At 59.5% G+C, this 19,316-nt stretch carries 19 protein-coding genes and 1 tRNA gene; 15 read left to right on the top strand and 5 right to left on the bottom strand.

The features are described from left to right. Positions 1–240 precede the first annotated feature (240 nt). The gene (locus KUV49_RS04600) at positions 241–1,893 is read right to left on the bottom strand and encodes a GMC family oxidoreductase (RefSeq protein ID WP_222451822.1); all 1,653 of its coding nucleotides are present in this window, start codon (positions 1,891–1,893) and stop codon (positions 241–243) included. A 72-nt stretch (positions 1,894–1,965) separates the two neighbouring features. Between KUV49_RS04600 and KUV49_RS04605 the strand changes: the two genes are divergently transcribed. The 9 genes from KUV49_RS04605 (at position 1,966) to KUV49_RS04645 (ending at position 11,430) form a co-directional block, all read left to right on the top strand. After that, entirely contained in the window at positions 1,966–2,862 is an 897-nt protein-coding gene (locus KUV49_RS04605; protein WP_222451823.1) for a LysR family transcriptional regulator, read from the top strand. A 194-nt stretch (positions 2,863–3,056) separates the two neighbouring features. Continuing rightward, complete coding sequence (locus tag KUV49_RS04610; RefSeq protein ID WP_222451824.1) at positions 3,057–4,205, top strand: transporter substrate-binding domain-containing protein; 1,149 nt, start codon at positions 3,057–3,059, stop codon at positions 4,203–4,205. Positions 4,206–4,211: 6 nt separating this feature from the next. Further along, entirely contained in the window at positions 4,212–4,820 is a 609-nt protein-coding gene (locus KUV49_RS04615) for an ANTAR domain-containing response regulator (protein ID WP_222451825.1), read from the top strand. Positions 4,821–5,062: 242 nt separating this feature from the next. Then, positions 5,063–6,307 carry a transporter substrate-binding domain-containing protein gene (locus tag KUV49_RS04620; RefSeq protein ID WP_222451826.1) on the top strand — a complete coding sequence of 415 codons (1,245 nt, stop codon included), beginning with the start codon at positions 5,063–5,065 and terminating at the stop codon, positions 6,305–6,307. A 79-nt stretch (positions 6,308–6,386) separates the two neighbouring features. Continuing rightward, entirely contained in the window at positions 6,387–7,280 is an 894-nt protein-coding gene (gene urtB / locus KUV49_RS04625; protein ID WP_222451827.1) for an urea ABC transporter permease subunit UrtB, read from the top strand. Between the two features lies 1 nt (position 7,281). Continuing rightward, positions 7,282–8,442, top strand: coding sequence for an urea ABC transporter permease subunit UrtC (urtC, locus tag KUV49_RS04630; protein ID WP_222451828.1), 1,161 nt, complete (start codon positions 7,282–7,284; stop codon positions 8,440–8,442). Beyond that, positions 8,435–9,181 (top strand): urea ABC transporter ATP-binding protein UrtD, encoded by a 747-nt coding sequence (urtD, locus tag KUV49_RS04635; protein ID WP_222451829.1) that lies wholly within the window; start codon positions 8,435–8,437, stop codon positions 9,179–9,181. Before urtC ends, urtD begins: the two co-directional genes overlap by 8 nt. Then, positions 9,181–9,876, top strand: coding sequence for an urea ABC transporter ATP-binding subunit UrtE (gene urtE / locus KUV49_RS04640; protein WP_222451830.1), 696 nt, complete (start codon positions 9,181–9,183; stop codon positions 9,874–9,876). The genes urtD and urtE overlap by 1 nt, the downstream gene beginning before the upstream one ends. Before the next feature lie 21 nt (positions 9,877–9,897). After that, on the top strand, positions 9,898–11,430 hold the full coding sequence (locus KUV49_RS04645; protein WP_222451831.1) for an amidase: 1,533 nt from the start codon (positions 9,898–9,900) through the stop codon (positions 11,428–11,430). Positions 11,431–11,536: 106 nt separating this feature from the next. Here KUV49_RS04645 and KUV49_RS04650 read toward each other — a convergent pair whose 3' ends face one another. Beyond that, a complete protein-coding gene (locus KUV49_RS04650; protein ID WP_222452076.1) occupies positions 11,537–12,103 on the bottom strand; it encodes an HD domain-containing protein in 567 nt (188 codons plus the stop codon). A 293-nt stretch (positions 12,104–12,396) separates the two neighbouring features. Between KUV49_RS04650 and KUV49_RS04655 the strand changes: the two genes are divergently transcribed. From KUV49_RS04655 to KUV49_RS04670, 4 genes are all read left to right on the top strand, one after another. Next, the gene (locus KUV49_RS04655) at positions 12,397–12,711 is read left to right on the top strand and encodes a hypothetical protein (RefSeq protein WP_222451832.1); all 315 of its coding nucleotides are present in this window, start codon (positions 12,397–12,399) and stop codon (positions 12,709–12,711) included. Between the two features lie 116 nt (positions 12,712–12,827). After that, on the top strand, positions 12,828–14,216 hold the full coding sequence (ahcY, locus tag KUV49_RS04660) for an adenosylhomocysteinase (protein WP_222451833.1): 1,389 nt from the start codon (positions 12,828–12,830) through the stop codon (positions 14,214–14,216). Between the two features lie 165 nt (positions 14,217–14,381). Then, the gene (locus KUV49_RS04665; protein ID WP_222451834.1) at positions 14,382–15,167 is read left to right on the top strand and encodes a PRC-barrel domain-containing protein; all 786 of its coding nucleotides are present in this window, start codon (positions 14,382–14,384) and stop codon (positions 15,165–15,167) included. A gap of 215 nt (positions 15,168–15,382) precedes the next feature. Continuing rightward, positions 15,383–15,724, top strand: coding sequence for a DUF2853 family protein (locus tag KUV49_RS04670; protein ID WP_222452077.1), 342 nt, complete (start codon positions 15,383–15,385; stop codon positions 15,722–15,724). A gap of 59 nt (positions 15,725–15,783) precedes the next feature. On the opposite strand, the gene KUV49_RS04675 is transcribed toward KUV49_RS04670, so the two are convergent. Both KUV49_RS04675 and KUV49_RS04680 read right to left on the bottom strand, forming a co-directional pair. Next, positions 15,784–16,326 carry a hypothetical protein gene (locus KUV49_RS04675; protein WP_222451835.1) on the bottom strand — a complete coding sequence of 181 codons (543 nt, stop codon included), beginning with the start codon at positions 16,324–16,326 and terminating at the stop codon, positions 15,784–15,786. A 150-nt stretch (positions 16,327–16,476) separates the two neighbouring features. Next, positions 16,477–16,563 (bottom strand) — tRNA-Leu (locus KUV49_RS04680). 148 nt (positions 16,564–16,711) lie between these two features. Between KUV49_RS04680 and KUV49_RS04685 the strand changes: the two genes are divergently transcribed. Next, positions 16,712–17,695 (top strand): complex I NDUFA9 subunit family protein, encoded by a 984-nt coding sequence (locus tag KUV49_RS04685; RefSeq protein WP_222451836.1) that lies wholly within the window; start codon positions 16,712–16,714, stop codon positions 17,693–17,695. Then, a complete protein-coding gene (locus KUV49_RS04690) occupies positions 17,692–18,426 on the top strand; it encodes a hypothetical protein (protein ID WP_222451837.1) in 735 nt (244 codons plus the stop codon). Before KUV49_RS04685 ends, KUV49_RS04690 begins: the two co-directional genes overlap by 4 nt. Here the strand turns inward: KUV49_RS04690 and KUV49_RS04695 are convergent. After that, positions 18,417–19,220: an undecaprenyl-diphosphate phosphatase gene (locus KUV49_RS04695; RefSeq protein WP_222451838.1), complete on the bottom strand. Its 804-nt coding sequence runs from the start codon at positions 19,218–19,220 to the stop codon at positions 18,417–18,419. The two genes, KUV49_RS04690 and KUV49_RS04695, sit on opposite strands and share 10 nt — an antisense overlap. Positions 19,221–19,316: the final 96 nt, after the last annotated feature.

Here is a 19,316-nt window from a genome sequence, read left to right on the forward strand (position 1 = left end):
ATTTGTCCATGTGCACGCGGCGGTCTCAACGTTGAGGCCATGGCCGCTTGTGAGTTATGTTAAGGTCCAACTCAGAATTTTGTCAAGGACGCCGTGCAGAGCGCCGAAATCCTCGGCTGACGGGCGTTCGCTTTCCCCGTTCCGTCATCTCTTGCGCCGTCTGCGCGATGTCGGGGATCTGCTGGCCGAACGAGGCGTGCTTGCCTCTTGCGAAAGCGTTCGCGTTTGGTGGCCAGGCCGTCAGCGACTGTCCTCGAGGATCATTTTGCTTCCTTTCATCGCAATCATCGCTGTCGGCGTGTTCGTGTTGCCGGACGTAATGGTTGGCATGACGGACGCATCAATCACGCGAAGACCGTCAAGGCCATGTACCCGAAGCCGTTCATCAACGACCGCGACCGGGTCGGTTCCGCGACCCATTTTCGCGGTTCCGACGGGGTGAAAGATTGTCGTTCCTATGTCACCTGCCGCTTTCACCAGGGCGTCGTGGTCGTCACCCACTTGATTGCCGGGCAGATGCTCTTGCGGCTGGAACGGTTTCAGAGCCTGTTGCTGCATCAATCGGCGTGTGACGCGTATCGCGTCACAGGCGACCTGTTGATCCTCGGCGGTTGCCAGATAGTTGGGAGCGATTTCCGGATGAGATCGAATGTCATCATCCAGGATGCGTATGGAACCCCGCGACGTCGGGCGCAGGTTGCAGGCGCTCACGGTGACCGCGGGAAATCTGTGAAGAGGATCTCCGAACTTGTCCAATGACAACGGCTGGACGTGAAACTCGATATTGGCCCTGTCATAGTCTTCGGACGACCTTGTGAATATGCCAAGCTGAGAAGGTGCCATTGTCAAAGGCCCTCTTCTGAACAGCGCGTATTCGACCCCCATCCATGCCCTTTTTACAAGGTTGTGATAGGTCTCGTTCAAGGTCTTCGTATTGGCGACCTTGTAGATGGCGCGCTGTTGAAGGTGATCCTGCAGATTCCGACCGACGCCCTCCAGGGCATGAAACACATCTATGCCTGCGGATTTCAGCCATTCGGACGGACCTATGCCTGATCTTTGCAGCAGCTGAATGGACCCAACCGATCCGGATGAAAGAACGACTTCTCCGCTCGCTTTTGCCGTGATCTTCTGACCGTTCTTTTCGAATGTGATCCCCGTGACCCGTTTCCCTTCAAAGTTCAGTCTGTCCGCAAGTCCACCTGTCACGAGCGTAAGGTTCGGTCGATCCAATACGGGCTTCAGGAAGCCACGGGCTGACGACCAGCGCCGCCCTTGCTGCTGATTGACATGAAAATAGCAGGTGCCTTCATTATCGCCGGTGTTGAAATCGGCTATCTTCTCGATACCCATGCCTTCGGCGGCATCGGCGATCACATCAAGTATCTTCCAGGAGATGCGCGGAGGTTCGACACGCCATCCGCCACCGACACCGTGATGTTCCGTCTCACCCAGGAAGTGATCTTCCAGGTCCTTGAATACCGGCAGCAGGTCATCCCAGCCCCAACCGACAAGGCCTTCCTGACGCCATGAATCATAGTCCTGCGCTTGCCCTCGCATTGCAATCATCGCGTTGATAGCGGATGAACCACCGATCACTTTGCCGCGCGGATAGGCGAGCGACCGTCCGTTCAGCCCTTTCTCGGCGACCGTCTTGAACATCCAGTCCGAGCGCGGGTTTCCGATCGCAAAGAGATAGCCGACAGGAATGTGAAACCATATCCAGTTATCCGGGCCACCGGCCTCGATCAGGAGGACCTTGTTCTTCGGATTCTGAGACAGTTGGTTGGCAAGTATACATCCTGCCGTACCCGCTCCGACGACAATGTAATCGAAGCTCTGGCTGTCTATCTCATCACGAATGTTGTTATTTTTATTCAGTTTATTCGCCATAGTGACAACTTGTTACGAAAGAAATGCTCATGTTAAAACATGCAAAAATGCACTTGGCTTGGGTGAATTTGCATGCAGGAACCGGATTGGGAGGATATAAGGCTGTTTCTGGGCATCGCCCGGGCCGGGTCGCTCGTCGGAGCGGCAAAGCGTTTGGGGATGGATCACACGACGCTTTCAAGGCGGCTGACAAACCTGGAAACACGCCTTGGGGTCAAGCTGTTCGAACGGGCTGGCAGGCGCCTGAGGATCAACGCGGCCGGTCAACGCCTCCAGCAGACCGCAGAACGCATGGAAGCGAATCTGATCACGGACATGGCGGCCCTGCAGACGTCCTTGAACGCAGAGCGCGGCGTCGTGCGCATCGGCGCGCCGGAGGGGCTTGGCATCGGTTATCTCGCGGCAAGAATGGGCGGCATTCTCGACCTTCATCCGGGCCTGGAAGTCGAACTCGTCGCACTGCCTCAACGCTACTCCCTGGCAGCGCGTGAAGCAGACATCGTTATTACCCTTGACCGCCCTACCAGCGGAAGCCTGGTCGTCAGAAAACTCGTGGACTACAAGCTCGGCTTTTACGCAAGCAGCCGTTACCTTCGGAACAACAAGGAACCGGAACATATCCAGGATCTGCAAGATCATCGGCTTTGCGGATATATCGGATCCCTCCTGCACACGCGGGAACTGGATTACCTCCACTTCGGCGATGTCCATCTGACCGCCAATTTGAGCAGCACGAGCGTCATCGCGCAGAGAGACATGATCTTGAACGGAGTATCGATTGGTATTCTTCCAATGTTCGTCGCAGCCGGGTTTGAAGATGAATTGCAGCTCATTTTGAAGCAGCATCTTCTCTCCCGGACGTATTGGATGACCATCCACGAGGATTTTAAGGAAATAGAGAGAATTCGATTGGTCGCGCAGTACTTGAGCCGGATCATGAAAGAAGAGAAAGACATTTTCACAGGCTAGCGAATTGCAGAACTCGTTTTAAGCGTTCTTGATACCGTTCGCAGGGGACAGAAAACCCGGACATCACACCCAGACTTGCATTTTTGCGACCGAGGTGACATCCTCGGTCGAGCACCATGGTGCTGGATTATCCTATGAGCAGGGAGGCTCTCGACCCGTTTGCGGTCTGAGGGCCTTTATTTTTTGGTGAAGTGATGAAGCAAGAACCTTGGCGTGTTGGTGTCCTTTTCTCCGAAACCGGGGTGACCCACGCGATAGAGCGGACGCAGCGAGCGGCGACCTTGCTTGCCATCGAGGAGATCAACCAAGCGGGGGGTGTCCTCGGCAGGGCCATCGAGCCCATTGCCTATGATCCATGCTCGACACCATCCTACTATAACGAACTGGCTCTGCGGCTTTGCGACGAGGACCGCGTCAATGTTATTTTCGGCTGTCACATGTCGAGCACGCGGAAGGCCACACTTCCGGTCGTCGAGGACAGAGGCGCGCTCCTCTTTTATCCGACGCTTTACGAAGGTTTCGAATATTCCAGGAACTGTGTTTACACCGGAGCCGCCCCCAATCAGAACTCGGTTCAGCTGGTCGATTATCTTTCCGGGAACTATGGGAAGCGGGTCTTCATTGTTGGCTCGAACTACATCTATCCGCACGAATCCAATCGCATCATCGCAGAGCTTTTTCTGAAAATTGGCGGCGAAGTGCTCGATGAATTCTATGTGCCGCTGGATATTTCGCCAAGGCACATCGAAAGCATCATCCAGCGTATCAAGCGTACGCAACCGGATTGCATCTACTCGACAGTTGTCGGCGATGGCATCGTGCCCTTCTTCAACGCGTTCAAGGCGGCCGGCTTCGATGCGAAGACCATGCCGATTGCCAGCCAATCCACGAGCGAGGCCGATTTCGTGCAAATGCAGCCGGATGTTGCCGCGGGCCACATCACGGCCTCTCCGTTTTTCGATACGTTGGGTGGCGCCGGAGCCGAGCGTTTTGTGGCCAAGATGAAGGAAACCTATGGCCCCGAAGTCGTGGCGACGGCTCCTGCCGAATCCGCCTATTTTCAGGTCCACCTTTATGCAGCCGCGCTCGAAAAAGCCGGGACCGACCGTCGAACCGAATTGCTGAAAGCCCTTGGAGAGGTCGAGTTTGACGCACCGCAAGGCCGTGTCAAAATCGATCCCCAAACCAACCATACCTACCTGTGGCCAAGGGTGGCGAAACTGGATGACAACGGAAGATACGAGATCGTATTCGAGCCGGATGAATGGGTCGCGCCGGATCCCTTCATGACACGTCACGGCATGGATCCAGCGCTCGCTGATCCGAAGATCAAGAGCGGGTGAAGAGTCATGCCATTTGCCAGCCTTAACGACCTTCGCAATCTCGAAGTCCAGGTTCTGCACCCGCTGAACGAGGAAGGTGAGTTCCTCCTGGATCACCTGCGCCGCATTGGCTGTACGGCCACCATGGAATGGCCGATCCCGCACAGACCTTCGGAAGCGGCGGATGTTGTCTTTCTCGCCATTGAGGACGATGCGCGCGACGAAATCAAAAGGTTCGTGTCATCGCTTGGAAAGACTGGCCCCACGATCCTTGCCATTGTCAGTTACGAGAACCCGACCGCATTGCAGATGGTGCTCGAAAGCGGCGCGATGGCTGTCATTGAACGTCCGATCAAACCGTTCGGTCTTTTGACGAATTTGGCGATCGCGCGAAACTCGTGGCAGACACAGCAGAACATGCAACGTGACCTGCGCAAGTTCAAACGAAAGGCCTTGGGCGACAAGCAGGTAAGCCGCGCAAAACTCATTCTCATGGCCAGAAACGGCATGACGGAAGCAGCAGCCCATGAAGACATCCGCAAGATGGCCATGGCGCAGCAATTGTCGATGGAAGAAGTGGCTCAGACCATTATTAGTTCTGAAGGTGACTTGCCAAAGCTTTTGAAGCGTGGTTAGCTAACCCAACATACGCGTGCCGATCCCCTCATATCAGAGGCCATTGGCAAGTGAGCGGACGGAGTAATTTCGTCGCGCAAAGATGGCAAGGTCGCCCGCATGTCTTCACCGACAGTGCGGGTTTTTTGTTATCTCCCGGCAGTGCCGCCGGCAGCTCCCCAAAATAAAAAAATACGACGCTGATGCACGCGCGTTCACACGCAACTGGACTGCGTCCTCGTTCAACAATGGAGGGTCATTCTATGACGATGAACAGAAGAGACTTATTGAAAACCGCCGCCGCCGGTTCCGCGTTGCTGGCATCCCCGGCATTCGTCGGAAGGGCGCTTGCCGCAGATACGATCAAGGTTGGCGCGCTCTACTCGCAAACCGGAGGCTTGTCAGTCGTTGAAAAACTTCTGGCCAACGCTGTCGAGCTCGCAGTCGACGACATCAATGCTGCAGGCGGTGTCCTCGGTCAGCAGGTGGAAGTGGTTGTCGAGGACGGCGCTTCTGACCCCAAGACCTTCAACGAAAAAGCCTCGAAGCTGATTGTCCGCGACAAGATCTCGAACATCTTTGGCTGTCACACATCTGCCAGCCGCAAGGCTGTTCTGCCGATTTTCGAGCGTCGCAACGCGATGCTTTATTATCAAACTCACTATGAAGGGTTCGAATGCTCACGCAACGTGCTCTACTCAGGTGCCGTTCCAAACCAGCAATTGGGCAATCTGATCCCATGGCTCGTGAATGAGCATGGCCGCAAGAAGATCTTCATCGTCGGCTCGAACTACGTCTATCCCAAGGAGATGGCGAAGGTCACCAAGAAGCTGCTCGAGGACAATGGCGCCGAGTGGGTGGCTGACGAGTACCTGGAGCTTGGTCACTCCGAGTGGGCGGCCATGGTCAAGAAGATCAAGGATTCGGGCTGTGACGCCGTTGTATCCAACGTCGTCGGTGACTCGATCATCGCCTTCTACCGCGAGTTCAAGAACCAGGGTATCTCGCAGGAAGATATTCCGATTTGTGCAACCGTGACCGGCGAGATTGAAATCCAGGCGATGGGGCCCGAGTTTGCCGCAGGCAGCTACACGTCCGTGCCGTATTTCCAATCGATCGACACGGATGCGAACCGCGCGTTTATCGAGAAATTCCGCAAGAAAGTGAACGACCCTAACGTGGTGACCTATCACTCTCTCGAAGCGGCCTACTTCCAGGTGTTTATCTGGAAACAGGCAGTCGAGGCAGCCGGAAGCCTGGATATCGACGCTGTCCGCGAGAATCTCGGTGGACAGGCCTATGATGCACCAGGTGGTCGCGTCACCATCGATGCCGACAACCTTCATGCGGCGCTGACACCGCGTATCGGTCAATGGCAGGAAGACGGACAAAGCAAGATCATTGCGGCCTCCGACGGCAACGTTAAGCCACTTCCATATTCCGCCTACGGTGAGACTGCAGACAATCTTTTCTGCTCACCGAAGGGACTGGACCAAACCAAACTCTAGACGACAGCGACCTGGAGACGTGACGCCGTGTTCAAAGCGGACATGGCGTCACGGCTTGGCGGATGTTGGGGATTACCGAATGACGGAAGTATTATTTATTGGCCTGAGCCTTAGTTCGATCTTGCTTTTGATCGCGCTTGGACTGGCGATTACCTATGGAGCCATGGGAGTCATTAACATGGCTCACGGCGATATGGTCATGATCGGGGCTTATGTCACCGTCATGACCCAGATCTGGTTGGATCTGAACTTCCTGTTTGCAATTCCCATAGCCTTCGTCCTGACCGCCCTGATCGGTCTCGTGATCGAGCGGCTTGTCGTCCGCCGCCTCTATGGGCGATTGCTGGATACGTTGCTTGCCACATGGGGCATCTCCATCCTCCTCCAGCAGGCCATTCGCCTTGAATTCGGACTCTCCTTCTTCGGAATAAAGATCGAAGGTCTTGGACCCGGCCTTCAGAACGTCTCTGTACCCTCGATGCTGCAGGGAACCGTCAGATTTGCAGGCGCCGATCTGAACGCCTATCGGGTCTTCATTATCGGTGTAACGATCATTCTCGCATTTCTCACCTGGGTAACGCTCTACCGGACCTCTTTCGGGGTCAAGGTGCGCGCAATCATTCGGAACCCGCAGATGGCCTCGGCGTGTGGCATCGACGTCAAGCGCACGAACGCGCTCACGTTTGCACTGGGATCCGGCCTTGCCGGCGTCGCCGGGGTCATGATGTCCGGCTTCAAGACGGTCTTTCCGGATATGGGCAACACCCTCGTGGTCGATGGTTTCATGGTGGTCGTAACGGGTGGGATCGGCAGCATGTTCGGCACGATCATGTCTTCGGGTCTGCTTGGAGAGATCAATGCTATGGTGGCGCTTTTCAGCAATGACATCATTGCCCGGGCAGTCGTCTTTGCGGTCGTGATCGCCGTCATCATTCTCAGGCCCAATGGCCTCTTCTCATTCAAGGGACGCTGAGATGGATACGCGACGCAGTTTTCAGTTGGGCGCATACGGCCTCTTCATCATCTCCCTTTTCCTGGTCCCGCTGTTCATGGACGACTTCGGTCTGAACCGCGCGTCGAAGTATCTTGTCTATGGCATGCTTGGGCTTTCGATTGCGCTGACCTGGGGCTACGCAGGCGTGTTGAGCCTCGGGCAGGGGCTCTTCTTCGGCCTTGGTGCCTACATGATGGCGATGTCACTCAAGTTGATGAGCTACACGAGTTTGCAGCAAGGGTCTGACAAGCCAATTCCGGACTTCATGCTTTGGAACGCCGAGCCGAATGCCCCGATTGAACTTTGCTGCATCACACCGGGCTCTTATCTCTGGATTCCATTTCAAGCACAGTGGTTTGGTGTGGCCATGGGCATCGTGGTTCCGGTCATTGTGGCAGGACTGCTTGGCACCATCGTCTTCAGAAACCGGATTTCCGGCGTGTTCATTTCGATCATCACGCTTGCCCTGGTGCTTCTGGTGCGTCTGATCGTGATTGACGCCCAACCCGTGACCAACGGGTTCAACGGGCTGACGGATCTCGGTTTCTTCACCGTCTTTGGCTACGAGATAGATCCCTATAGTCGCGAAATGTACTATCTGGTTGCGGCGTCACTGTCGCTCGTGCTGATCATCGGGCGGCTCCTGGCCGATACGCGCGCCAGCCTCATCCTCCAGGCAATTCGCGACGACCAGCAGCGTGCGCGCCATCTCGGTTTCGATGTTCCGCTCTATCAGACCTTCTTCTTCGTCGTGTCAGCTGCAATCGCTGGCTATGCCGGGATGCTATTTGTTCTGGTGTCCGAGTTCGCATCCCCCACGTTCATGGACCTTTCGTTCTCGGTGACCATGGTGGTCTGGGCCGCTGTCGGCGGTCGCTCATCGCTGCTTGGGGCCTGTATCGGCGCGATCCTGATCAACTTCATCGAAGCGCAAGTGAGCGAAATCGAAGCTCTTGTCGAAGCCTGGAAAGCGATCATCGGACTGATCTTCGTGCTTGTCGTGTTGTTCCTCCCAAGAGGTCTCGGAGGGCTTGCCCATGACCTTGTGGACAGGCTCGCCAAGACCGGACAACCGAAACGGGACGCGTCTTCAGCCCTGGTCACGACCTCTTCCAAACAGGAGCTACGACAAGATGGCTGATGCACTGGCCCTGGACGGGCTTACCGCCAGATTTGGCGCTTTCATCGCAGTGGATGACGTCAAGATGACCGTCTCGGATGGAGAGCTCAGGGTTCTGCTCGGCGCCAACGGAGCCGGGAAAACCACCCTGATGGACATGGTTTCCGGTCGCATCCCCTGCGTGAAGGGAAGCGTTCGGGTCTTTGGCCAGGACGTGACCAATTGGCAGGAGCACAAGATCGCCAATGCCGGGATCGGGCGCAAGTTCCAGATACCGAGCGTGTTCCGCGACCTGTCGGTACGCCAGAACATCGAAGTTGCGCGGTGTCACGGCCAGTCCGTCTTCCAGAACTTGCGGTTCGGAATGTCAGACAGCGACAAGCGCCGCGTTTCCGAGATCATCGAGCAAATCGGCCTGACAGGTGTTCAGCACCGGACAGCGGCGCATTTGAGCCACGGGGAAACGCAGTGGTTGGAATTGGGGATCCTGGTCGCGCAGGATCCGAAGGTGGTCCTTCTTGACGAACCGACAGCCGGTATGACCGCGGACGAAACCCAAAAGACCGCGGACATCATCAAGAACCTGCGGGGCGATCACACTCTACTGGTGATCGAACATGACATGAGTTTTGTTCGGGAGATCGCCGAAATCATAACAGTGCTCCACCTTGGCAAAGTCATTGCCGAGGGATCGGTTTCAGACATTGAAAACAATGAAGAAGTCCGGGCGGCCTATCTGGGATCAGCGGGGATTTCGTGATGCTATCGATCAAGGATCTGAACAGTTTTTATGGCCGCTCTCATGTCCTGCACGGCGTGTCGCTGGATGTTGCGCCGGGCGAGGTGACGTCCATCCTCGGAAGAAACGGGGTCGGCAAGACGACATTGCTCAAGACCCTGATGGGGCTCACCGACAGGGTGACGGGTTCTATTGTCCTGCAAGGCAAGGACATCGCGTCGAGCGAGCCTCACCTGAGGGCCCGGTCCGGGGTTGCCTATGTCCCGCAGGGCCGCGAGATCATTCCCGATTTCACCGTCAGGGAGAACATCCTGATGGGAGGCTTTGCCCGCCAGGACGGCAAGCCCGAAATCCCTGAAATCGTAACAGAGCTTTTTCCGTATCTGCGGGACAACATGGATCGCTCTGGCGGGTTGTTGTCTGGTGGACAGCAGCAGCAGCTCGCGATTGCACGCGCATTGGCGGCCCACCCCAAGCTCTTGCTGCTCGATGAGCCCAATGAAGGCATTCAGCCGTCCATCGTCGAGGAAATCGAACAAGTGATTTTCAAGCTCAACCGGGACTTCGGTCTGACCGTGATCCTGGTCGAGCAGAACGTGCGCTTTGCGCGAGAGGTCTCCCATCGTTTCGCGATGATGGAAAAGGGCCGGATCGTTGCAGAGGGCGAAACAAGCGAACTGACCGATGATCTGGTGCGAAAGCACATGACGGTCTGACAAACGAGGGAGGAGATCGCAATGACTCAAATACCGGATTTAGGAACGATTACGGTTCGCGAAATTCGCGATGGTTTATCGACCGGAAAAATTTCAGCCGAGGCACTGACGGAAGCCGCTCTTGCGCAGGTCAAGGCCATGAACCCGATATTCAATGCGATTATTTTCGAGAATGATGAGGCGGCGCTTGAAGCCGCCCGAGACGTCGACCGCCGTATTGCCGCCGGTGAGCCTGTTGGTCCTCTGGCCGGCGTTCCGATCGTGGTCAAGGACCCGATGGATATGAAAGGGTTCCCGACGACTGCAGGCTGGAAACGACTGAACTCCAAATTTGGCGGCATCGATCTGATGCCTGAACGCGACAGCCCCGTGGTCGCGCGCATGCGCGCCGCTGACGCGATCATTCTGGGAAAAACCAACGTGCCGATTCTAAGTTGGACCGGAACGCACGCGAACGACAGCTGGGCGGGCCCGACGATCAATCCTGCCCATCGTGAACGTGCCCCGGGCGGATCGAGCGCTGGTACCGCAGCGGCCGTCGCCAGCCATATGGCGGTGATAGGATTGGCCGAGGAAACCGGCGGCTCCATTCAAAACCCTGCATCGGCGCAAGGGCTGGTGGGGATCAAACCCACCATCGGCCTGGTGCCGAACGCCGGCGTCGTTCCGCTGTCAGGCAATCGCGACGTGGTCGGGCCGATTGCCCGTACGGTCGAAGATGCGGCCCATGGTCTGGACGTTCTGGCCGGCTATACGACAGAAGATCCAAAGACCCTGGCCTGCGTGGACAAGATCCCGTCTGAAGGATACGCGGCCAATCTTTCCAAGGACGGTCTCAAGGGCAAACGTCTTGGTCTCTATGGACCAGGGTGGCGTCCGAACAAGCTTTCCTCCGAGGCTGCGGAACTCTACGAGCGGGCAAAGGGCGAACTGGAAGCGGCAGGCGCGATCCTTGTCGAGGACCCTTTTGCCGGGACCGACTTTGCGTCCTATCGCCAGGTCACACCGGGCACACCGTTCTTTGACGGGCGCGGTCTGGAATCCATTGCCTATGACATGACCTGCTACCTCAAGCGCCTTGGCGAGAGTGCGGCTGTCAAGACGTGGGATGAATTCGCCGAGGCAACCCATATCGAGGAGGTCACAAGCAAGGGGACCATCCTGGGGTATCTTCACGAGTTGCCTGATTTTGTCGAGGCGATCAAATCGCCAGGAACGCCGCCGGCGATGCCACAATTCGTGGAACTGAAGAGACGGTATCTCGACCTTCTGAAAGAAGTGTTCGATCGGCATGATCTGGACGGTCTGGTCTATCCTCAGATGATCGAAGAACTTCCAGAGCTTCATTCAGGTGATGCCATCCGGGAAACGACCGTCGGCGAACTGAACATCGCTGGCGTGCCAGCCGTCACGGTGCCCGCGGGCTATTACAAATCGGGCGCGCCCTTCGAGTTGATTTTCCTCGGCCAGAAGTGGAGTGAACCGGAGCTGATCCAACAGGCCTACGCCTACGAGCAGAACACCTCGCATCGCAAGGCTGCCGATTTGTCCTAGACCGATTGTCCCGGAGAAGGGCGGTGCGCAGGTGCGGACAATCGCGCGCCTCGCATCCCGCCTTGACTGACCTGAGGACAGCGCGCGCTCATCCGTGTGACATGGATCACTCGGTCAGGCGCATCAGCTCGGCGTGGCGGGCGGTATAGTCGGCGCGGGCCTCCATCGGGGGGCGCAGCACGATGCGCAGGCCGTCGATGATGTCTGCCGGGGGCGTGCCGAAGAAACGCGTCGCCTCGGCGTTGGTAAAGCCGGCGATGGTGGTGGCCTCCATCCAGGCGCTGATCCTGTCGGCCTTCTTGATCATCTTCTTGACCGGCGTCGGGATCGCGGCGGGCAGGCCAAAGCGCAGATGCACCGCCGCCGCCAGCCGCTTGTCCAGCTCGTCATAGGCCGGGCCGACCGCGTTCTTCACCGGCGAGATCATGTCGCCGATCACGTATTCCGGCGCGTCATGTAGCAGCGCGGCCAGTTGCCATTTCGGCTCGGGGCGCGGAATCAGGCGGGAATAGAGCCTTTCCACGAGCAGGGAATGCTCGGCCACCGAATAGGCGAAATCGCCGTCGGTCTGCCCGTTCCACCGCGCCACGAAGGCAAGGCCATGGGCGATATCCTCGATCTCGATGTCGACGGGCGTCGGGTCCAGCAGGTCAAGCCGGCGACCGGACAGCATCTTTTGCCAGGCACGGGGAGGTGGCACGGCGGGCTCCGTTACAAGGGCGTTTTTTCATGGTTTAGGCCCGGGCCGGCCGAATTGCAAAGCCTCGCTGGCAGGGGCATTGCCACAGAAATGCCACATTTGCGCCGCACGTTGACCGCATCGCATCACTGCTGCCAACGATGCCGGGCTTTTGAGGCAATAATAACAATCGAGCGCCGCCCCGCATCGACGTGACCGCGACAAAAAACGAGGCGTGCCGGGTCTGCTGCGGCCTGCCTTTGATAAACCTGTGAAAGGAGCTTGAGATGATCAGGCAACTGACAGCGGTCTGGGCAGCATCGGGCGCAATCGTCATCGGCGCACCGGCCATCGCCGCGCAATGTGCGGACCGCGAAACGGTGGTAGAGCGGCTTGCCGCCCACTACGACGAGCAGCCCACCGCCGCCGGACTGCAGACCGACGACGACACGCAGGCGCTGGTCGAGATATGGTCGTCGCAGAACTCCGGAACGTTCACCGTGATGATGACAATGCCCGACGGCATGACCTGTATCGTGGCATCGGGTACCGACTGGCACCAGAAAGAGCCCGGCGCGCCGGTCCTCGGATCGGCAAGCTAGATCGGGTTTTCGTCGAATTGGTGTCAACCCGGGGCGCGATCGGCGTGACTGTGGATTGCCCATGTGCGGGCCGGGTGCTATCTGCCTTGCAACATTGGAATGCAAGGATCGTCGAGATGGCAAAAGACTACGTGGTCAAGGACATCAGCCTTGCCGCCTTCGGGCGCAAGGAACTGGATATCGCGGAAACCGAGATGCCGGGCCTGATGGCCCTGCGCGAGGAATACGGAGCGCAGAAGCCGCTGAAGGGCGCGCGCATCGTCGGCAGCCTGCACATGACGATCCAGACCGCCGTTCTGATCGAGACGCTGGTGGAACTGGGCGCCGATGTGCGCTGGGCCTCGTGCAACATCTTTTCCACCCAGGACCACGCCGCGGCGGCGATTGCCGAGGGCGGCACGCCGGTCTTCGCGATCAAGGGCCAGACGCTGGCAGAGCACTGGGATTACCTGGACAAGTCGTTCCTGTTCGAGGACGGGCCGAACATGATCCTCGACGATGGCGGCGACGCCACGCTCTACGTGCTGCTGGGCGCGCGGGCCGAGGCGGGCGAGGACGTGATCCCGACGCCGACCTCGGAAGAGGAAGAGGTCATCAAGGCGCAGATCAAGAAACGGATGGAGGCGTCCCCCGGCTGGTTCACAAAGATCCGCGACCAGATCAAGGGCGTCAGCGAGGAAACCACCACCGGGGTCAACCGCCTCTATCAACTGGTGCGAGACGGGCAGCTGCCCTTCCCCGCGATCAACGTGAATGACAGCGTCACCAAGTCGAAATTCGACAACAAGTACGGCTGCAAGGAATCGCTCGTCGACGGCATCCGCCGCGCCACCGACACGATGATGGCCGGCAAGGTCGCCGTCGTGATGGGCTATGGCGACGTGGGCAAGGGCTCTGCCGCATCGCTGAAAGGTGCCGGCGCGCGGGTGATCGTGACCGAGGTTGACCCCATTTGCGCGCTGCAGGCCGCGATGGACGGCTTCCAGGTGACCACGCTGGAGGATGTGGTGAAGACCGCCGACATCTTCGTGACCACCACCGGCAACAAGGACGTGATCCGCATCGAGCACATGCGCGAGATGAAGGACATGGCGATCGTCGGAAATATCGGCCACTTCGACAACGAGATCCAGGTCGCCAGCCTGAAGAACCACAAGTGGACCAACATCAAGGAACAGGTGGACATGATCGAGATGCCCTCGGGCAACCGCATCATCCTGCTGTCCGAGGGCCGCCTGCTGAACCTCGGCAATGCCACCGGCCACCCGTCCTTCGTGATGTCGGCCAGCTTTACCAACCAGGTCCTGGCGCAGATCGAGCTGTGGAAGAATGGCGGCGAGTACGAGAACAAGGTTTACATCCTGCCCAAGCACCTGGATGAAAAGGTCGCCCGCCTGCACCTGGACCGGATCGGCGTGAAGCTGACCCAGCTGGCGAAAGAACAGGCCGATTATATCGGCGTCTCGCCCGAAGGCCCCTACAAGCCGGAACATTACCGCTACTGAAATCGGACGGGGTTTCGCGGAAACCCCCATTATTCAGGGCCCTACCCGCCTTTTTCGGCAAAAAAATGCCGCCCCGCATCCCGCCGGGCGGCATTTTCGATTCCGGCGGGAACTATCTTCGTCCGGGCGATGTTGAGGCGACATAACGCAAAGGAGGAAGATCCAATGTATAAGACCCTGACCACTTCTGTTGCCGCCATTGCCCTGATGACCGGCGCAGCCATCGCCCAATCCGATACGGATGCCGAAGGCACGCTGACCACCGAGCAGTCGGTTGAGGCGGAAACCCAGGACACGTCGGAGCAGCTGGAACAGAGCGCCGAGAACACCGGCGAAGCTGTCGAAGACGCTGCCGAAGATTCGGCACAGGCCGTTGAAAACACGGCAGAAGACGCGGCCGAAGGTGCCGAGGACATGGCCGAAGGCGCAGCCGACGCGACCGAGGACGCAGCCGATGACGTGGCCGAGTCGACCGACGAAGCCGCTGACGACATGACCGACAGCGACGTTGCCGCGGACACTGAAACCAACGCCGAGACCGAGTCGTCCGACAACATGGCGGCCGACACCGAAGCCGACACCGAGATGGGTGCCGACGACGGTAACGCGGTCACCAGCACCGAAGGCGGCATGGACAGCAGCTTCAGCGGCATGCTGGTCGGCGACATCCTTGGCCAGAACGTGACCACCCAAGCCGGTGAAGACGTCGGCGAGATCGACTACATCGTGCGCCAGGGTGAAAGCCTTGCTGCCGTGATCGGCATCGGTGGCTTCCTTGGCCTGGGCGAATACACCGTCGCCATCCCGCTGGAAGAGTTCTCGATGGCCCCCGAAGGCGAAGGCATGATGCTGAGCTCGTGGACCGAGGAAGAGCTGAAGGCACAGCCCGAGTTCGACGAGACCGGCGTGGAAGGTCTGGAAGACGACGTGCCGCTCGACACCGCGATGTAAATCGTACTCCTGCATCGGTACGCAGGCGCTGGGCGCTCTCCTTCGGAGGGCGCCTTTTGCGTATCCGCATCGGGTGCCGCGCCGGGCCGTTCCGGGGAATGCCGGCGAGAATTCCCTTTGTCGGGTGTCCGTCTGTGGCTATCCTGCCCGTGGCTTTCACGCCGGAACTGAAAACACGCCCCGGTGGCACGCCGGGACAGGTGGGAGAAGACTTTATGGGACGCCGTGACGAATTGATCGCGAAATATGCTGACGATTTGAAAACGAAATGCGGGATGACCCCGGACATGGACCTGTTGACCAAGGTCACGATCGGCTGCGGGCCGGCGATCTACGATGCCGACGCCGCGACCGTGGCGGCCGGCCAGGACCACGAGCTGGAAACGGTGAAGGACAATTTCCTGGTCAAGAAGCTGGGTCTGTCCGACGGGCCGCAACTGATGGATGCGATCAACCAGTGCATCGAGACCTACGGCAAGTCCGAGCGCAACAAGTACCGCGCGGTGATCTATTACATGCTGACCAAGCATTTCGGCAAGGAATCGGCCTACGGCTGAGGCCGGCCGAAAGTATCAGGCGCCCGCCCCCTTCGGCGGGCGTTTTCGCGTGTAACGCCTCAGCGCGACAGGCCGGGATCCCGCCCGCCCCGTTTGGGGACGGATTTCACCACGATCCGCGTGGCCGGGCCGCGTGTGCCGTCCGGCGCGACAAGCACCGCGTTGAACACGGCGTCGATCCTCTGCTGCTCGGATGGCTGTCCGTCATACCACGCGTTGCCAACGGTCAGCGTGTCGGCGGCCGCGTCGTCGGGCATGACCGGCCCTTTCGGAAACACGAAATCGTGGAACCGGCCCTCGGCCAGCGTCACCTCCGCCCCGATCTGGCCCAGCGTGAAGGGCGCGCCCGGCGGCAGCGCCAGTTCGACACTGATATAGCCCATTCCCCCGCAGAGCGACGACTCGCCCGGCGCCCCGCGCGCCAGCGACGCGTTGCGGATCACGGGTTTCGTGCGGGCGACGTACCCGGCGATCTCGTCCGGCGCCGCCGTACCCGGGCGCGGCTCGTAGGGGACGTGGAAAATTGCCGGTGGTTCACAGGCGACTCCCGCAATTGGCAGCAGGGCACCGAGCACGAAGGCCAGAAGGGTGCGACATTTCATGAGACGTACTCCGACAGAAGGACGGAGCGCATCATAGCACGCCCCTGCAAAATGGGTCGCGGTTTCGCGTCTGCCGGTTCAGATTTCGGGAGTGTCGCCGTCGAAAACCCCGAAGAGACAAGGCATTCCTGCAAGTCGGGGTCTGACGAATGGTGCCCAGGAGAGGACTCGAACCTCCACGTCCATACGGACACTAGCACCTGAAGCTAGCGCGTCTACCAATTCCGCCACCTGGGCAGGTGTCGTGGAGGCGCATTTAGACATCTGGCGGGGGCGTGTCAACGTGGATTCGTGCGGATAATTCGCATTGGTCAATTCGCCTTGTCGATTTCCACCATCACGTCTAGTAGAATGGAACCCAAAGGCGCAGACGGGAGCACCAACCATGTCCAGGCTTGTCACCATATACGGCGGATCGGGGTTTGTCGGGCGGTACATCGCGCGGCGGATGGCGCAGAAGGGCTGGCGCGTGCGGGTCGCGGTCCGCCGCCCGCACGAGGCGATCTTCGTCAAGCCCTATGGCGTGGTGGGACAGGTCGCGCCGGTCGCCTGCAACCTTCGCGACGATGACAGCGTGCGCTCGGTGATGCGCGGCGCGGACGCGGTGATCAACTGCGTCGGCACGTTCGACCGGCGCGGCAAGAACAACTTTGACGCCATCCAGGTCGAGGGCGCGCGCCGCGTGGCGAAGATGGCGTCGGAAATGGGCGTGGGCCGGATGGTCCAGATCTCGGCCATCGGCGCCGACGCTGACGGGCCCAGCCTTTACGGTCAGTCCAAGGCCAAAGGCGAAGAGGCCGTGCTGGAGCATATGCCCGAGGCCGTGATCCTGCGCCCCTCGGTCATCTTCGGAGCCGAGGACAACTTCTTTAACCGCTTCGCCGGCATGACGCGGTTTTCGCCCGTTCTGCCCGTGGTCGGCGGCGGCACGAGGTTTCAGCCGGTCTATGTCGACAACGTCGCCGAGGCCGCGGTGATGGGCGCCACCGGCGACGCCGCGCCCGGCATCTATGAGCTGGGCGGGCCGGATGTGCACACGTTCCGCGAACTGATGCAGCAGATGCTGGGTGTCATTCGCCGCCGCCGCCTGATCGTGAACATCCCCTTCGCGCTGGCGCGGCCCATGGGCATCGTGATGGACGGCGTGGAATTTCTCAGCGGCGGCCTGATCCCGGCACAGATCACGCGCGATCAGGTCGACAGCCTGAAGCGCGACAACGTGGTGTCGGAGGGCGCAAAGGGCCTCGATGCGCTGGGCATCCATCCCACGGCGATGGAGGCGGTGCTGTCCGATTACCTGTGGCGGTTCCGTCCGTCGGGCCAGTATTCGGACATCAAGGAATCGGCGCGCAACCTGCGCCAGGGATGATCCGCCGCGCGATATGGGCGGCGCTCCTGCTTGTGTCCTCCGCGCTCGCGGCCGCGGCGCAACCGATCCCGGAACAGCAGGCGCAATTGTTCCTCGATTTCGCGCGGGATGTCTCGGGCAATGACCCGCAGGTCATGTCCACCGCCCGCACGCTGATCGAAACGCCGCCCACGACGCTGGAAACCATCGGCTTTTACGGCCTCGAAGACGCCCCGGCGCCCGAGCGCACGCTGCGCGGGATCATCAGCCTGCTCGACGCGCAGGGGCATCTGATTGGGATCGAGGACAAGTACATTTTCGAGATGCCGCTGGTGCTGGAACAGCAGGGGCTGGCCGATTTCGCGGGCGATCCGCGCAAGGATGTGATGCGCCTGTTTCCGGGTGAGGTAGACCCTGACTCCGGGCCGACGGCGGATCAGTGGCGCGCCTTCCGCCACGGATTCGGCGGTCATGTTCGCGCGATCGAGAAAGCCATGGCGCGCAAGGGGCATGTGCTCCTGTCGCTGGATCTGCCGCTGGGCGACACGTTGCACCTGTGGTGCGCCTCTCCCGAGATGGCCGAGAAGTGGCGCGGCACGGCGCTTTACTTCGGGATCAACACGGTGACGGGGCGGCACTTTTCCACCGTCACGGTCAGCGTGACGGATCCCGCCTGGGACGATTACTGGGGGTTCCTGACCTATGCGCTGTTCATCCCCGAGCGCTACAGCGCCGTGCCGGATTACGAATAGGCCACGCCCAGCAGCACGACGCCAAGGACGATCCGGTAGATCACGTAAGGCGTAAACGACACGCTGCGCAGGAGCCGCATCATCAGGGTCAGCGCCAGCAGCGCCGACACGAAGGCGAACGCGGCGGCGATGGCGCTGTCCCGGATCAGCCCGATATTGGCGGTGTAGACCGCCTCTGCCCCCAGGAACACGCCGCTTTCGATGATCACGGGGATCGACATCAGCATCGACAGCCGTGCCGCGTCGGACCGGCCATAGCCCATGAACCGCGCGCCGGTGATCGTTATCCCTGATCGCGACGTGCCGGGGATCAGCGCGATGGCCTGCCAGACGCCCATCACCATGGCGTCGCGTAACGACCAGTCGCGCGCCTCGCGCGTCGCCTCGCCGGCCTGGTCGGACCAGTAGAGCACGATGCCGAAGACCAGCATCGTCCAGCCGATCACGGCGATCGACCGCATGTCGTCGTCCAATCCCGTCATTTTCAAGAGCACGCCAAAAGCCACCACGGGGATCGACGACACGATCAGCAGGAAGGCCAGCTTGGACCCTTCCGTGTCGATCCGCCCCGTGACGGCGCGGGGCAGACCCGACAGCGCCAGCTTCACGTCGGACCAGAAATACAGGATCACGGCGAACAGAGTGCCGACATGCACGGCCACGTCGATCGCCTGTCCCTGATCGTCCAGTCCGGTCAGGCCCGGCAATAGAATGAGGTGGCCCGAGGACGACACCGGCAGGAACTCGGTGATCCCCTGGATCACGGCCACAAGGATGAGGTGGAAAAGCGGCATCTGCTCTGCTTCGTCTTTTTTTCTTAGCTATACTGCAAAGTGGATCAGAGGAAAGCGCGCATTTAAGTCCGGTTCGGACCTAAGTTTTTGATCAAA

Origin of the sequence: Roseovarius atlanticus, assembly GCF_019802205.1 — a bacterium.
GTDB classification, from domain to species: domain Bacteria; phylum Pseudomonadota; class Alphaproteobacteria; order Rhodobacterales; family Rhodobacteraceae; genus Roseovarius; species Roseovarius atlanticus_A.